At 56.4% G+C, this 14479-nt stretch carries 13 protein-coding genes, 1 other RNA gene and 1 riboswitch; of the genes, 6 read left to right on the top strand and 8 right to left on the bottom strand.

Features of this window, described 5'->3' with window-relative positions; all coding sequences use genetic code 11:
• Nucleotides 1-66 precede the first annotated feature (66 nt).
• On the bottom strand, nucleotides 67-804 hold the full coding sequence (gene fnrL, locus ACXAEW_RS09365; protein WP_474941063.1) for a transcriptional regulator FnrL: 738 nt from the start codon (nucleotides 802-804) through the stop codon (nucleotides 67-69).
• 61 nt (nucleotides 805-865) lie between these two features.
• Between fnrL and hemN the strand changes: the two genes are divergently transcribed.
• Nucleotides 866-2221 (top strand): oxygen-independent coproporphyrinogen III oxidase, encoded by a 1356-nt coding sequence (gene hemN, locus ACXAEW_RS09360; protein WP_474941062.1) that lies wholly within the window; start codon nucleotides 866-868, stop codon nucleotides 2219-2221.
• A gap of 184 nt (nucleotides 2222-2405) precedes the next feature.
• On the opposite strand, the gene ACXAEW_RS09355 is transcribed toward hemN, so the two are convergent.
• The 5 genes from ACXAEW_RS09355 to ACXAEW_RS09335 all read right to left on the bottom strand — a co-directional run bounded on the left by ACXAEW_RS09355 (nucleotide 2406) and on the right by ACXAEW_RS09335 (nucleotide 8805).
• The gene (locus ACXAEW_RS09355; RefSeq protein ID WP_474941061.1) at nucleotides 2406-3998 is read right to left on the bottom strand and encodes an ABC transporter ATP-binding protein; all 1593 of its coding nucleotides are present in this window, start codon (nucleotides 3996-3998) and stop codon (nucleotides 2406-2408) included.
• Complete coding sequence (locus ACXAEW_RS09350) at nucleotides 3995-5101, bottom strand: ABC transporter permease (RefSeq protein ID WP_474941060.1); 1107 nt, start codon at nucleotides 5099-5101, stop codon at nucleotides 3995-3997. Before ACXAEW_RS09350 ends, ACXAEW_RS09355 begins: the two co-directional genes overlap by 4 nt.
• Nucleotides 5102-6208, bottom strand: a complete 1107-nt coding sequence (locus ACXAEW_RS09345; protein WP_474941059.1) for a microcin C ABC transporter permease YejB — start codon at nucleotides 6206-6208, stop codon at nucleotides 5102-5104.
• Nucleotides 6209-6210: 2 nt separating this feature from the next.
• Entirely contained in the window at nucleotides 6211-8127 is a 1917-nt protein-coding gene (locus ACXAEW_RS09340; RefSeq protein WP_474941058.1) for an extracellular solute-binding protein, read from the bottom strand.
• A 183-nt stretch (nucleotides 8128-8310) separates the two neighbouring features.
• The gene (locus ACXAEW_RS09335) at nucleotides 8311-8805 is read right to left on the bottom strand and encodes a c-type cytochrome (protein ID WP_474941057.1); all 495 of its coding nucleotides are present in this window, start codon (nucleotides 8803-8805) and stop codon (nucleotides 8311-8313) included.
• A gap of 117 nt (nucleotides 8806-8922) precedes the next feature.
• Here ACXAEW_RS09335 and ACXAEW_RS09330 point away from each other — a divergent pair, with 117 nt between their 5' ends.
• The gene (locus ACXAEW_RS09330; RefSeq protein WP_474941056.1) at nucleotides 8923-9756 is read left to right on the top strand and encodes a prephenate dehydratase; all 834 of its coding nucleotides are present in this window, start codon (nucleotides 8923-8925) and stop codon (nucleotides 9754-9756) included.
• 26 nt (nucleotides 9757-9782) lie between these two features.
• Here the strand turns inward: ACXAEW_RS09330 and ACXAEW_RS09325 are convergent, their stop codons facing one another.
• Nucleotides 9783-10247 carry an SRPBCC family protein gene (locus ACXAEW_RS09325; protein WP_474941055.1) on the bottom strand — a complete coding sequence of 155 codons (465 nt, stop codon included), beginning with the start codon at nucleotides 10245-10247 and terminating at the stop codon, nucleotides 9783-9785.
• Nucleotides 10248-10297: 50 nt separating this feature from the next.
• Nucleotides 10298-11293, bottom strand: coding sequence for an NAD(+) diphosphatase (gene nudC / locus ACXAEW_RS09320; RefSeq protein ID WP_474941054.1), 996 nt, complete (start codon nucleotides 11291-11293; stop codon nucleotides 10298-10300).
• Nucleotides 11294-11571: 278 nt separating this feature from the next.
• Here nudC and ACXAEW_RS09315 point away from each other — a divergent pair, with 278 nt between their 5' ends.
• From ACXAEW_RS09315 to ACXAEW_RS09300, 4 genes are all read left to right on the top strand, one after another.
• A complete protein-coding gene (locus ACXAEW_RS09315) occupies nucleotides 11572-13416 on the top strand; it encodes a 5'-nucleotidase C-terminal domain-containing protein (RefSeq protein WP_474941053.1) in 1845 nt (614 codons plus the stop codon).
• Between the two features lie 96 nt (nucleotides 13417-13512).
• Nucleotides 13513-13611: signal recognition particle sRNA small type (gene ffs, locus ACXAEW_RS09310), an RNA gene on the top strand.
• 85 nt (nucleotides 13612-13696) lie between these two features.
• A riboswitch (cobalamin riboswitch) is annotated at nucleotides 13697-13941 on the top strand.
• Nucleotides 13899-14063, top strand: coding sequence for a hypothetical protein (locus ACXAEW_RS09305; protein ID WP_474941052.1), 165 nt, complete (start codon nucleotides 13899-13901; stop codon nucleotides 14061-14063). Its footprint overlaps the riboswitch before it by 43 nt.
• A complete protein-coding gene (locus ACXAEW_RS09300) occupies nucleotides 14047-14469 on the top strand; it encodes a hypothetical protein (protein ID WP_474941051.1) in 423 nt (140 codons plus the stop codon). The genes ACXAEW_RS09305 and ACXAEW_RS09300 overlap by 17 nt, the downstream gene beginning before the upstream one ends.
• The last annotated feature ends 10 nt before the right edge of the window (nucleotides 14470-14479 follow it).

The following is a 14479-nucleotide window of genomic DNA, read 5'->3' as shown; positions in this document are numbered from 1 at the left end:
GATGCGGCTCATGCAAAGCGAAAGAAACGCGTTGCCGGAAAAACCAGTCCCAAACGGAACACCGGTTCAAACCAGATAACCACCGTCGCTGTCGTCGCCCGCTTCTTCCATCAGAACACTCATATCGGGCACGATAATATGGCGCTTGCCCTCCAGCTCTATCACGCCTGATTTTTTCAGGGCGGAGATCTGGCGGCTTACTGTTTCCAGTGTAAGACCCAGATAATCGGCCATGGCTTCTCGTGTCAGCGGCAATTCAAATTCCACCTGGTTCGAGGATGCGTTGACAAGTGAAGCATCCCGACGGGCAAGGATTGACAAGAGGCTTGCGATCTTTTCACGCGCTGTTTTGCGTCCCAGAACAAGCATCCATTCGCGCGCGGCATCCAGTTCATCCAGCGTCATTTCCAAAAGACGATGGGCAATATGCGGGGTCCGCGCCATCATCTCTTCGAATGGTTTCTTGCGAAAGCAGCACATCATGACGTTGTTCGTCGCCACCACGTTATAAGCTGCGCCATCGCGACCGGGCCGCCCTACAAAATCCGATGGCAGCAGCAGGCCCACCATCTGGGTGCGTCCGTCTTCCATGGTCTGGGTCAATGAGGCTACACCGGACACCACAGAACCGACAAAATCCATAGTATCACCTGACCAGACAATTGGCTGTCCGGCCTCATAACTGCGATAATATTTGATGGTGTCCAACTCATCCAGCTCGTCAGCGTCGCACCGCGCGCAAACAGCCCGGTGCCGGATCGGACAATCAGCGCATTTCACATGCGTAAGGACAGGAGCAGACATGCAAGTTTCCAATTGATCTGGGTCAATGACCTGGGGACGTTACGCTTCGTAAAATAGAGACATGGATACAAAATCACAATTGGCTCGCCTCGGTTTATTCGATGCCAAAGTGCCGCGCTATACAAGTTACCCAACCGCGCCTCACTTTGGATCATCGGTGGATTCAGCGTTGTTTACAAGGTGGATCAGCGAAATCGCGCCCCAAAGCACGATCTCGCTTTACGTGCATGTACCATTTTGCCGCAGGTTATGCTGGTTTTGCGCATGCCGTACCCAAGGCACGCAGTCCGATTCTCCTGTGCGGGCTTATCTGGATGTTTTGAAGGCCGAACTGGCGCTGTTGGCCCAGCATTTGCCACAGGGTGTAACCCTCTCCCGCCTGCATTGGGGGGGCGGAACCCCGACATTATTGCCGCCTGACATGATGCGCGACCTCGCAAAATCGATATTCTCGGTCGCCCCTTTGGCGGAGGATGCAGAGTTTTCGGTTGAAATCGATCCAAATGAAATCGACAGCGCCCGCGTCGAAGCGTTGGTTGCTTCCGGGATGAACCGTGCCTCGATTGGGGTGCAGGACTTCGACCCCGAAATTCAGGAAACGATCGGTCGGCCACAGAGCTATGAGACCACCCGCGCCACGGTTGATTTGTTGCGGGGGAATGGGATCGACAGTCTCAATGCGGATATTCTATATGGCCTGCCGCATCAAACCAACACGCGCATGGCTGACAGTGTGCAAAAACTGCTGTCGCTCTCGCCGGATCGGGTTGCGCTTTATGGCTATGCCCATGTGCCTTGGATGGCGCGCCGTCAGAACATGATCCCCTCTGAAACGCTGCCCACACCAGAAGCACGGCTGGAACTCTTTGAAACCGCACAGCAACTGTTCCAATGGGACGGTTACAAGGAAATCGGGATTGACCATTTCGCCCGCCCAGAAGACGGCTTGTCGGTAGCTCAGACCCTTGGGCAGCTGCGGCGTAATTTTCAAGGTTATACGGATGACCGCTCAGATGTTTTGATCGGCCTTGGCGCATCCTCCATTTCCCGCTTTCCGCAAGGTTATGCCCAAAACGCCCCGGCGACATCTGCTCACACCTCCGCAATACAACAAGGCCGTTTTTCCACATCCCGGGGCCACGTTTTTAGCGGTGAGGACAAGCTGCGGGCACGCCTGATCGAAGCGCTGATGTGTGACTTCCGCGTGAATGGCGTTGAGATCCAGGAACAATTCGGAATATCTGCAACTGAACTTAACACTCTGTTCGAACGGGTTGCAGTGCAATTCCCAGGGATGGTGGAGATTTCAGGCCACGTGTTTTCAATCCCTGAGCGCGCTCACCCGCTGACCCGTGTCATCGCGCGAGAATTCGACGCTTATGATCTCAGCAAGGCCGGGCACAGCGCCGCAATCTAACGTCAAGCCTCGCCATCCAGGCCCTCCCGCCCGTCGCAGTCGCATGTAAAACATGCTCCGCTCCCGTTGGGCCAGGCTCGGCGCTTCGCGCCGAGCCTGGCCCAAGGCCGCAAAGGTTGTCTTGCCAAAGGCAAGGCAACCGCGGGCGCGGGAGATCTTCGCCCCTTACCCGGCCAAAGCAGAATTAGTCTGTTACCGGAGCTGTCGCAGCCAAGAGATGCTGGGTATAGGCCGCTTTTGGCGCCGTGAAGATTTCTTCGGCGCTGCCACGCTCGACCACATCCCCTTGGTTCATTACCACCACCTGGTGTGACATTGCCCGCACCACATTGAGATCATGGCTGATGAACATATAGGTAAGACCATAACGTTTCTGCAGGTCCCGCAGCAGTTCGACAATTTGCACCTGTACCGTCATGTCCAACGCCGACGTCGGCTCGTCCAGAACCACCAGCTTGGGGCGCAAAACCATGGCACGCGCAATTGCAATCCTCTGGCGCTGCCCGCCTGAGAACTCATGCGGGTAGCGATCCATGGCAACGGGATCGAGTCCCACCTCTTCCATCACTTCGGCCACCAGTTCCCGCGGGTTTCGGCCTTTATCGACCTCATGAACGGACAGACCTTCGGCGATGATCTGCGCACAGGTCATCCGGGGAGACAACGCTCCAAAGGGATCCTGAAACACGATCTGCATGTCCTTGCGCAGGCTGCGCAGCTCGCGCGTTGACCATTTCCTCAGATCCTGCCCCTGGAAACGGACCGCGCCTTCTGACGCAATGAGCCGCATGATCGCGAGGGCCATCGTCGTCTTGCCTGAGCCGGATTCTCCCACGATGCCAAGAGTTTCTCCTGCACGGATCGAGATCGAACAGGGGTTTACTGCTTTGATGTGACCCACTGTTTTGCGCAGGAACCCACGCTGAATAGGGAACCAGACTTTCAAATCCTCGGTGGCCACCATCTCTGGTGAATTTGCGGGGACCGGGTCCGGCGTGCCCGATGGCTCTGCCGCCAATAGTTTCTGCGTATAGGGGTGCTGCGGATTGGCAAAGATCTCGGCCGTGGGGCCGGTTTCCACAATCTCTCCATCCTTCATCACACAGACGCGGTCAGCGATCCGGCGGACGACGGCCAGATCATGGGTGATAAACAGAACACCCATCCCCTCGCTCTCCTTGAGCTCGGCCAGCAGTTCAAGGATCTGCGCCTGAATGGTCACATCCAATGCCGTGGTCGGCTCATCCGCGATCAGGATGTCCGGTTTATTGGCCAAAGCCATCGCAATCATGACCCGCTGACGTTGCCCGCCCGACAGTTGATGCGGATAGGCGCTCAGCCGACTTTCGGCCTCCCGAATTCCAACTCGTTCCATCAGTTCAAGGATCCGCTTACGCGCCGCCGCGCCCACCAGCCCCTGGTGCAACGCGAGGCTCTCGGCCAGTTGCTTCTCCAGGGTATGCAGCGGGTTGAGCGATGTCATCGGTTCCTGAAAAATGAAGGAGATGTCATTGCCGCGGACCTTACGCAACTGCGCATCATCCGCACCAACCATCTGCATCCCGTCATAGGTCACCGAGCCGGACACCTCGGCACTTTCGCCGAGCAACGATACGGTTGAAAGCGCTGAAACCGATTTCCCGGACCCGGACTCCCCCACCAGGGCAACCGTCTCCCCCTTGTCAACCGAAAAGGAAACACCTTTTACCGCCTCAAACCGCTTGCCATCCTGACGAAAGGCTACGGTCAGGTCTTTCACTTGCAATACTGCGCTCATGAAAAGGTCTTTCTTGGGTCAAAGGCATCGCGCACGCCTTCGAAGATGAAGACCAGAAGCGACAGCATCAAAGCAAAGGTGATAAAGGCGGTAAAGGCCAGCCAGGGAGCCTGGAGGTTCTGTTTGGCTTGCAAGGTCAGCTCTCCCAGAGAGGGCGCAGAAGACGGCAGACCAAAGCCCAGATAATCCAGACTTGCCAGTGCTCCGATGGTGCCAGTCACGATAAAGGGCAGCATGGTCAGCGTCGCAACCATGGCGTTCGGAAGCATATGGCGGAACATGATGGTCATATTCCCGACACCCAGTGCCTTGGCCGCCCGGACGTATTCCAGATTGCGCGCCCGCAGAAATTCTGCCCGAACCACGCCAACCAATGTGGTCCATCCGAAAAGCACACTCAGCAGAACCAGAAGCCAGAAACTGCGCCCCAAAATGGCAAAGAGAATAATGATCACATAAAGGGAAGGCGTCGATGCCCAGACCTCGATCACACGCTGGAAGATCAAATCCAGCCAGCCGCCGAAAAAGCCCTGTAACGCACCGGCCAGAATCCCGATCAAAGTGGCTGCGGTTGTAACCATCAGCGTGAAGACGATCGACAGTCGGAACCCATGGATAACACGCGCCAGAACGTCCCGCTTGCGGCTGTCGGTACCCAGCCAGTTCTCCCCATTGGGTGGCAAGGGGGCCGCACCGGGGCGATCCACGGGCGTGTCAAAGGAGTAAGGGATGAGCGGCCAGATCGCCCAGCCTTTGTCAAACCCTTCGGCTTCGAAAGTGCCTGCGCTGATGTCTTCGATCACGGCTTCTGGATCGTCGAAACACTCTTCCAATCCACCAGAGCGTATCAGACACTGCACCTCTGGATCGCGATAGGCGGCTTCGGTCTCGAAATCACCGCCAAAGGTCGTCTCGGCATAGGACGTGACCACGGGCACATAGAACTGTCCCCGGTACTGAATCAGGATCGGTTTGTCATTGGCCAGCACATCTGCCAGCAGCGAGAGGCCAAAGAGAACAGAGAATAGAACAAGCGACCAATAGGCCCGTTTGTTGCTGCGGAAGTTACGCCAGCGGCGTTGGTTGAGCGGTGAAAGTGCCATTTACCCCTCCCGGCTTTCAAAATCGATACGCGGGTCAACCAGCACATACATGAGGTCAGAGATAATCCCCATCAGCAGCCCCATCAGACCAAAGATAAAGAGCGTGCCAAAAACAATCGGATAATCCCGCGCGACGGCGGCCTCAAACCCGAGACGCCCCAGCCCATCAAGGGAGAAGATCGTCTCGATAATCAGGCTTCCACCAAAAAACACACTCATGAAAGCAGCCGGAAATCCTGCAATCACAATCAGCATCGCATTGCGGAACACATGTCCATAAAGCACCCGGTTCTCGCTCAGCCCTTTGGCGCGGGCTGTCATGACGTAATGTTTCTTGATCTCATCCAGAAAGGAGTTTTTGGTCAGCAGTGTCAGCGTTGCAAAGCTCGCAATTGTCGAGGCTAGGACCGGCAGCGCGATGTGCCAGAAATAGTCCCCGATTTTACCAATCAGGCTCAGTTCGCTGAAATTGTCCGACGTCAGGCCCCGCAGTGGGAAGACCTGCCAATAGGATCCGCCTGCAAAGAGAACCAGCAACAGAATTGCAAACAGAAAGCCCGGAATTGAATAGGCCGCAATGATCACGCCGCTTGTCCAGGTGTCGAATTGCGACCCGTCCCGCATCGCTTTGCGAATGCCCAGTGGAATAGAAATCAGGTAGGCAATCAGCGTCGACCACAGACCAAGCGTGATCGAGACGGGCATTTTCTCCAGCACCAGATCAATCACACCTATTTTGCGGAAGTAACTTTCGCCGAAATCAAACCGCACGTAGTTTCCCAGCATCAACAGAAAACGCTGCAACGGCGGTTTATCAAAACCGAACTCACGCTCCAGCTCTTCGATGAACTCGGGCGGGAGACCACGGGCGCCGACGTATTTTCCGTCTCCACCGCCGCCTAGTGTCAGGTCATTGTCCAGTTCCAGATTGCTTTCTGCTCCGCCACCGGAAAAACCGGCAAAGACATCGCCCTGCCCCTGCTGCTGCGCAATAATCTGTTCAATCGGGCCACCGGGCACAAACTGCACAAGGGTAAAATTCACGATCATGATCCCCAATAGCGTGGGGATCACCAACAACAGTCGTCGAAGGATATAGGCTGCCATGGTTACCGCAACGCGCCTTTGGCTTTCAATGCGGCTTCTTTTTCAGGGTTGACCCACCACAGATCCAACCAGCCCAGCGCGAACTTGGGCATGTTTTCAGGGTGTTCATACATGTCGAAGTAGCTGACCCAGTAATTGGGCACATAGCCATCCGGGATGACAAAGAATTCATATCGCAACGCCCGATCCAGGGCCATCAGCGCCGCATCCTGATCGGCCTGATTGGTGGTTTCAAAAGACGCGTCGATAATGGCGTCAACCAAGGGGCTGGCAAGCCCTGCGGGATTGAAGACGCTAAATTCGGCTTCTCTGGAACCATATTGCTGCTTTAGCCCCTCGCCAGTGGACAAGAACCAGCCGTAGCGCGAGGAATAGACCATATCATAATCCCGCTCTCGCTGGCGCAGGGTGAACTGTGAGGGATCCACCTTCTCGGCTTTGGCATCCACGCCCAGCGCCTGAAGATTCTGGACATAGGTCTCAATCATTGTGGCGGTGGTTTCCGGGATGCTGGTGGCATAGGGGATTTCAATCTTGAGCGTCTCGCCCGAAGCATTGCGGCGCAGCTTGTCTTCGCCGACAGGCCAGCCCGCCGCATCCAGCATCTTGGCTGCTTTGCGCAGGTTGCGGCGATCCCGCAGCCGTTCGGGTTTTGATGTATGGCTCAGCGCTACCGGTGTGTTCAGAAGGTCCGCTGGAACCACATCGCCAAGGCTATTCAGGAACGTCAGCTCTCCGTCCGCCGGCACATCCTTGGCCTCCAGATGGGTGCCTTCCACAAAAGAACTGCGCTGGGTCGACAGGCCAAACAGCAGCGATTCATTCACCCATTCGAAGTTGAACGCCAAGGCCAGCGCGGCGCGCACTTCTTTGTCGGCCAATTGGGGGCTCCCAAGGTTAAAGACAAAACCCGTCGGATTCGGCGCGCTTTGATTAGGGATTTCCTCCTTGGTCACAACGCCGTCGCTCAGATTTGGGAAGTCATATCCCGTCGCCCAGACTTTGGCATCGGATTCAATCCGAAACGTATATTCTCCGGCTTTGAAGCCCTCAAAAGATGCTGTTTGGTCAGCGAAATATTCAACCCGGATCGTATCGTAATTGTGGCGGCCGACATTGATTGGCAGGTCCTTGCCCCAATAATCATCCCGCCGTTTGTAAACGATACGGCGGTTCACGTCATAGCTCTCCAGCTTATAAGGACCGGACCCAACCGCGACCTCGTACCGGGGTTCATCCAGACGGCGGCTTTCATCCGCCTCAAACCAGGCCTTGGAGAACACCGGCGTATTGCCAACGGTTTCGATCAAGCTGCGGCGCGACACATCCGGGTTAAACGTGAATTTGACCGTGTGATCATCCAACGCCTCGGCACCGGTGACCATATGGTTGACCGCTGCCGCATAGGATGGCAGCCCTTGGGTGATGAACAGCGTGTGGCTGTAAACTACATCCTCTGCCGTGACCGGTGTGCCATCCCAGAACGTCGCCTCGGGCCGCATGTGGAAGATCACCCAATTGCGATCCTCGTCATATTCCAGGCTTTCGGCAAGCAGCCCGTAATACTGTCCAACCTCGTTTACAGTGCTCTCAATCAGGCTGTCATATTGCAGCGTCGTCAGCGCGCCAGCACGCCCTTTGACCGTATAGGGGTTCATATTGTCGAAGGTTCCAGACGCCGCCAGAGCCATCTCACCCCCTTTGGGCGCATCCGGGTTCACATAATCCAGATGCTCAAAATCGGCCGGATAATCGAGGTTGCCGAAGTATGAGTAACCATGGCTTTTGATAATGCCATCTTCGGCTCGCGCCATACCTGCTGCCAGGATCAGCGCACCAACCCCCAGGCCCATCCACCTCATCAGCGTTCCAGTTCGCGGGGCGACAGCTACACGGGCCTCGGCTCGGGGTGACTGCATCGACGGATCCTCCATTTGGGTTCTACTGCCAGAGTTATGGATTACTCTTATGTGTTAAAGCACAGCTAATACAAGTTTAGAGAATGTGAACACCCCGTGAAGAGGACAACTGCATCCGGATAAAGAAAAAGCCGCAACCCAACGGGGTTACGGCCTCAAAACTGTTGCGCGTAAAGCGATCTCTTACTTGATCGTGGCCAAGTAGGCGATCAGATTGGCGCGGTCGGTGTCTTTTTTCAGACCGGCAAAGCTCATCGACGTGCCAGGTGCATAGTCAGACGGTTTTGTCAGGAAGGCGTTCAACGCCTCTTCGGTCCAGGTCCCTGCTGGCAGCGCGCCGGAGTATCCGAACCCTGCAGCGGACCCCGCCTCACGTCCAACCAAGCCGAACAAATAGGGGCCGGTTGCATTCGCACCGCTTTCCAGCTTGTGGCAAGCTGCGCATTTCTTGAAAACCTTGGCGCCCTTGCCCACATCTGCTGCGGCCAGGAGCTCTTCAAAGCTCACTTCTTCTTCTGACTCGGCACCGCCAGACTCTGCAACTTCGATCACATAGGACGCCTCACCATGGCTATCCATTGCATAGATCTCAGTCGCTGCCCACTTGCCGAGCAGGAATACGAGAAACGCACCGCAGAATCCTGCGGTCGCTTTGGTAAGGGTCATCGTGTCAAACATGATCGCTGTCCATTTAGCTGTCTGCCCGTTTGTCTAAGGCTTCCCCTATATTCTGACAAGGTATAGACAGCGCGACGAAATGCCCGTTTATTGAACTTTTCTGCAGATGAGACCTAAATGACCCGCAAAATCGCCATTCAAGGAGAGCTCGGCTCCTACAGCCACGAAGCTTGCCGCACTGCACGACCGGATATGGAAGTCCTGCCGTGCCGTACCTTTGAACAGGCAATTGATGCCGTCAACTCTGGCGCTGCGGATCAGGCCATGCTGCCAGTTGAGAACTCCACCTATGGCAGGGTCGCTGACATTCACCGCCTGCTGCCCCTATCCGGCCTGCATATCGTAGACGAGGCCTTCGTGCGCGTTCATATTAACGTGCTTGGCGTTCCGGGTGCCTCCCTTTCTGACATCCGCGAGGCCCATTCCCATCTGGTTCTCTTGCCGCAGTGCTCGAGCTTCCTGAAAGAACGCAACATCATTGGCCGCGTCAGCCCCGATAATGCCCGCGCCGCCCGAGATGTTGCCGAACGGGGAGATCCGACCGTTGCTGCGCTTGCAAGTGAACTGGCCGGCGAAATCTACGGGCTGCAAGTCCTCGCCCGCCATATCGAGGACAACGGCAACAATACCACCCGTTTTCTGATTATGGACCGCGAGGCGAATTACAAACGTCGCGGTCAACACGGGATGGTGACCAGTTTCGTCTTTCAGGTCCGCAACATTCCTGCGGCCCTCTACAAGGCGATGGGTGGATTTGCCACAAACGGCATCAACATGGTCAAGCTTGAAAGCTATATGGTCGACGGCTCCTTCACCGCGACGCAGTTCTATGCCGATATTGAAGGCCACCCTGACGATCCGAATGTCCAGCTCGCGATGGACGAGCTTGCCTATTTCACCACCAATATCAAAGTGTTGGGAACCTTCCCAGCCAGCATGCAGCGGCACTGATCAGCCGCTGCAACCAGTTGTGTGCATCAGGCATAATCGCTCAGCCGGTCTCCAAGGACGGCTGCAAATTTGCTGATCCGTTCGCGGAACCGCTTTTTGACTTTGCCACGCGCCAGTTTCAATGATTGCAACATGAGGCGGCCCGGCAGGGTCGTCGCCGCAAGATCAACTGAAATCACGACCCGCGTGCATTTGGGCGTCAATGCCATCAGTTCAACTCCGAACTGACCGGACACGCCGCTGCCCTCACCGGTGACACCCATAAATGTGGAAGGCTGCATCTTGGTCAACGTCAAACCCAGCGATCGCTCCTTACCACGCAGACTGTAAGCGACACGCCACTGCGCGCCTTCCTGAACGTCACCAGCACCTAGCCGCTCCACATCCAGGCCCCGTCGCGCGGCAAGGCGCTCCAGAGCGTCGAAATCCGACAGGACACGAAAGACTTGGTCAATCGGGGCATCAATGTCTTCGGATGCTTTCAGTTCCATTTAATTTCACCTGTTCGCAACGGTTTAAGTTGGCAGCGGAGCCCGCACGTTCAGCGCAGTGTATCCGCAAGCCAGTTATCAAGAAGAAAACGCGCAATCGCTCCTTTGCGCGCGGGTCGAATTTTTGGATGCAAGCCTGCCTGAGATTCCATGATCTCTTGTTTACTGGCCCAGATCGCATCCTCGATTTCATCGGGGTCGATTGTAATATCTTCGCTGGTCGCTTCCCCCCAGCACCCGAACATCAATGACATCGGAAAAGCCCAGGGCTGGCTGGCCAGATACCCGACGGCGCCAACGTTCACACCGGTTTCTTCCAGAACCTCACGCCGAACGGCCGCTTCCAGGGTTTCACCCGGCTCAACAAACCCGGCCAGCAGGGAATACATCCCCTCAGGCCAGCCCGGAGACCGGCCAACCAGAACCTTATCACCCCGCGTGATCAGCATGATGACAACAGGGTCCGTACGCGGGAAATGCCGGGTTCCACAGGCTGGACACAGACGCTGCCAGCCGCTTTCAATCATATCGCTTTTCGCGCCGCACTTCGCGCAGAAACCATGTGTTTCATGCCAGGCAAGAACGGCCTTGGCTGTTGCGGCGACTTCTGCATCAAATGGGGAAAGCGCCGCCATAATGCTGCGCAATTCGGCAAAAACATGACCTGTTGGCAATTCGGGATGCTGCTGTTCGCTGAGATCTCGAAATGCACCAATCTGGCTCAGGTCTTCGCCTGCGGGCTCCCAATCGGCCAGTTCGGCTGCAAATACTCCCAGCCCTTGCTTGTCCAGACCCAGGAAGACTGAACGCGACTGGCTTCCGGCAACCAGCGCATGGTTGCTAGCCAAAAAGACAAGCTGATCCGGTGGCAGCGTTTCGTCCCCTTCCGAGCAGTCCGTACGCCGCGCCAGCGGCTTGCCTTCCCACAACAAAAGCACCTGACCGCCCTGTTCCCAAAGCGAGCCGAGCCGGGCTTCATCGGTGCGCAAATGGGCCGCTCTATCCAGCCCGCCGCCACCAAAGGTCACTGTTTCTGCGTGTTTCATATGCTCTTTATCACTTGCCTGTTTTTTGGAATTTCTTGAGGTGCGATTTAACCTTTTGGAACCCCATTCAAATTATCCCACAGCGAAGTTTTCGCAAAAAATCGTTTCATTGCCAACATTTTACCGGAAACTTCCCCCTATGGTTGCGACACCCCCCCAAAAATGGTGAATTGTTAAGATTCTACACTTTGCACATGCTTTAAACACTGTTTCAATGGGTGAGAACACCGAAGAAATCCAGGGGCGGGCAAATCAGAAATGCGCCAGGCTACGGCAAAATGACAGGAACGCAAACGCCTCCGAATAATCCGGTGGCCCGGTTGCGCCTGATGGCAACAACCGACTTACATTCCCATCTTATTGCCCATGATTACTATTCTGACAATTCGAACATCGCTTTAGGTCTCACACGTGTCGCAACCTTGATCAAACACGCCCGTACCGAAGCGGCCCAACAGGGCGCCGCCACGGTATTGGTGGACAATGGAGATGGGTTTCAGGGCGCTCCGATCGGTGAAAACATCCTGCAGGGTGAGAAACAGAAACACCCTCTGATCACTGCCTTTAGCATTCTCGATTACGATGTGATGGGGCTCGGGAACCATGATTTCAATTACGGTCTGACCACTTTGGGCCGGCTCTTGAAAGATGCGCCCTGCCCTGCAATTTGTTCAAACATGAGCGCAATTCAGAGAGGTCTGGAACTCCCCTTCCAAGACAGCGCCATTCTGGAACGACAGATCCCGGCAATGCCCGACAAGCCGCCTGTCCGTATCGGCGTGCTTTCGGTCTTGCCTCCGCAAACCGTAGTCTGGGACGCCCATTACCTGGAAGGTCGGGTTGTTGTTCAGGACATGGTCAACGCGGCCAGGGATGTCGCCCGGTCGCTGCGCGCGCAGGGATGCGATCTGGTGGTTGCCCTCGCGCATACGGGTCTGGGTGAACATGACGCTGTTTTGAACATGGAAAACGCCCTTCACCCGCTCAGCGCCCTACCCGAGATCGATGCAATCGTTGCGGGCCATACCCATTTGGCGCTGCCGGACAAAACCCAACCCAAAGACAGCGCGGTGGTGATGCCCGGCGCATTTGGCAGCCATTTGGGCCTTATCGACCTGTCACTGAGCTGGGTTGATGACCGTTGGCGTCTGACAGAGGCTCAGGCTTCACTGCGCGCGGTTGCTCTCAGTAACGGTGAACTGGTCGAAGAAGAGACTGCGCTCAGAGACGCGCTGATGGATGACCATGAAAAAGCCTGCAAACGGCTCGACCAACCGGTTGGTACACTCTCTCAACCATTGCACTCGTTTTTCACCTTTTTCTCACATGACCGGTCGCTGGAGCTGACCGCCTGCGCGCAAGCGGCCGCCTTGCGAGTCTATATCCAGGGCACGCCGGCATCGGACCTACCCATGTTGTCGGCGGTTGCACCGGGAAAATTCGGCGCCCGCGCCGGCCCCAGCTATTACACCGATGTGCCGACGGGCCCGGTGACCATGCGCCATGTAAACGATTTGCAGGTCTTCCCAAATCAGCTGCGCGCAGTGGAGATTTCCGGCACCGAGCTTGCCGACTGGCTTGAAATGTCCTCGGGCATATTTAATCGTATCACCCCAGGCAGCCAGAACCACCCTTTGGTCAATGATCAACGCGCTGGTCACAACTATGATGTGATCTTTGGCGTGGAGTACGACATCGACCTGACCCAGCCCATACGCTTCAACGCAACCGGAATTTTGGTCGACCCAACCGCCAGACGCATTCACAACCTGCGCTGGAACGGAGCCCCCGTTCGCCCCGATCAGCGCTTCTTGGTGGCTGTAAACAGCTACCGCGCCAGTGGCGGCGGGCATTTCAATATGGTCCGATATGCGCCGCAGGTCTCATTGCCGCCGGTACATCTGCGGGACGTCATCCGCGACTATATTGCCGGTCATCTGCGCCGGGATCCCTTGGAAAACGCTCCCTCTCCATGGCATTTCTCCCCGATCGGCCAGGCCACTCAGGCGATTGCCCTGACTGGCCCCGCAGCCACCCAGCATTTGGACGAGCTGCCTGCCAGCCGTGTGTCACTCTTACCCGTTAATTCCGAAGGGTTTCTGGAACTGCGCCTGCAGCTCTAACCTGACTGCGCGCGGCAAGCCCCTCTTTTGCACGGAACTGTTCCTGTTTTTTGTCATCCCCTTGTCATTCTTTGATCCGCGCTCTATATCCGGATTCGAGAGGTTGGCGCGGGCGAGCGCCTCGCCAACCTGGTCAGGTCCGGAAGGAAGCAGCCACAACGAGCCCCGCTTGGGTCGATGTCCAGCCTCTCACCTTATCTCCGCACACAAACCCATCAGCATGTGGTCGGAGCGCAATTGCGCACCACAAGATTTCGTTTGACGACTCGCCTCCGCCCCCGCTAGCCATGGTGCAGATGGTTCTTGTGCCCACTGCTGTGGAACAGGATGAAAAGGGAACACGGTGCGGAGCCCCTTTGCGCGTTGCAAAGGTTTCTCCCAGTCCGAGACTGCCCCCGCAACTGTAAGCGGCGAGCTGCCCCGAAATGAACCACTGGCCCTTTGGTGAGAGATCACACTGGCCGGGAAGGTTCGGGGACGCATTGACCCGCAAGTCAGGAGACCTGCCATCCGTACTGAAACTCGAAACCGGGCGGGGTGCTCCGGGACGGGATCTGCGCATGGCTGAACCACAGCAAAAACGCCCGGTCTACGTTCCCAATTACCCGACCCAAATGCGCGGAGGGCGCGATGATCTGGACCAATGAAACGCATGATTGTGCGGCGACACATTGTATGAAACTGGGCCGCCCCTGCCCGGCTGTCATGCGAATGATCAAGGCGCTCAGCGCCAGCATGACGACAGCAAAGGGTGTAACCGAAGATAACTTTCAGATGACCGGGCAGGCCGAGCTGAACGCCTGCCCCGAGGGCTGCATGGCCCGGTTTGTGGCATCGCACTATCGCATTCGGGTGTTTTGCGACGTAGAGGACACCGCGGATCAATCTGATCTGGACCTGTTTGCAGATGTCATGCTGTGCAAAGACGGCGCCAACGCAGTTGCACTTGCCCCTCTCCCGGCGCGGCCACGGGCGCTTGCGCAGGCCATTCCACATAAAGCAAAGACCCAGAACGTGCTGCAGGAGCGGATATCTGCCACTCGCCCCGGCTGAGATTTGCGTC

It is taken from the genome of Epibacterium sp. ABZ3_068 (assembly GCF_056159265.1).
The sequence above is the reverse complement of the archived record's forward strand: the minus strand, read 5'-3'. Positions and strand labels throughout refer to the sequence as shown.

Bases quoted from the DNA above. Each gene is read 5' to 3' on its own strand.
- ACXAEW_RS09325 (WP_474941055.1), bottom strand. From the start codon at position 10,247: ATGGAACTGAAAGCATCCGAAGACATTGATGCCCCGATTGACCAAGTC.
- ACXAEW_RS09350 (WP_474941060.1), bottom strand. From the start codon at position 5,101: ATGGCACTTTCACCGCTCAACCAACGCCGCTGGCGTAACTTCCGCAGC.
- ACXAEW_RS09340 (WP_474941058.1), bottom strand. From the start codon at position 8,127: ATGCAGTCACCCCGAGCCGAGGCCCGTGTAGCTGTCGCCCCGCGAACT.
- ACXAEW_RS09355 (WP_474941061.1), bottom strand. From the start codon at position 3,998: ATGAGCGCAGTATTGCAAGTGAAAGACCTGACCGTAGCCTTTCGTCAG.
- ACXAEW_RS09345 (WP_474941059.1), bottom strand. From the start codon at position 6,208: ATGGCAGCCTATATCCTTCGACGACTGTTGTTGGTGATCCCCACGCTA.
- ACXAEW_RS09300 (WP_474941051.1), top strand. From the start codon at position 14,047: ATGATCTGGACCAATGAAACGCATGATTGTGCGGCGACACATTGTATG.
- nudC (WP_474941054.1), bottom strand. From the start codon at position 11,293: ATGAAACACGCAGAAACAGTGACCTTTGGTGGCGGCGGGCTGGATAGA.
- ACXAEW_RS09335 (WP_474941057.1), bottom strand. From the start codon at position 8,805: ATGTTTGACACGATGACCCTTACCAAAGCGACCGCAGGATTCTGCGGT.
- hemN (WP_474941062.1), top strand. From the start codon at position 866: ATGGATACAAAATCACAATTGGCTCGCCTCGGTTTATTCGATGCCAAA.
- fnrL (WP_474941063.1), bottom strand. From the start codon at position 804: ATGTCTGCTCCTGTCCTTACGCATGTGAAATGCGCTGATTGTCCGATC.
- ACXAEW_RS09330 (WP_474941056.1), top strand. From the start codon at position 8,923: ATGACCCGCAAAATCGCCATTCAAGGAGAGCTCGGCTCCTACAGCCAC.
- ACXAEW_RS09315 (WP_474941053.1), top strand. From the start codon at position 11,572: ATGACAGGAACGCAAACGCCTCCGAATAATCCGGTGGCCCGGTTGCGC.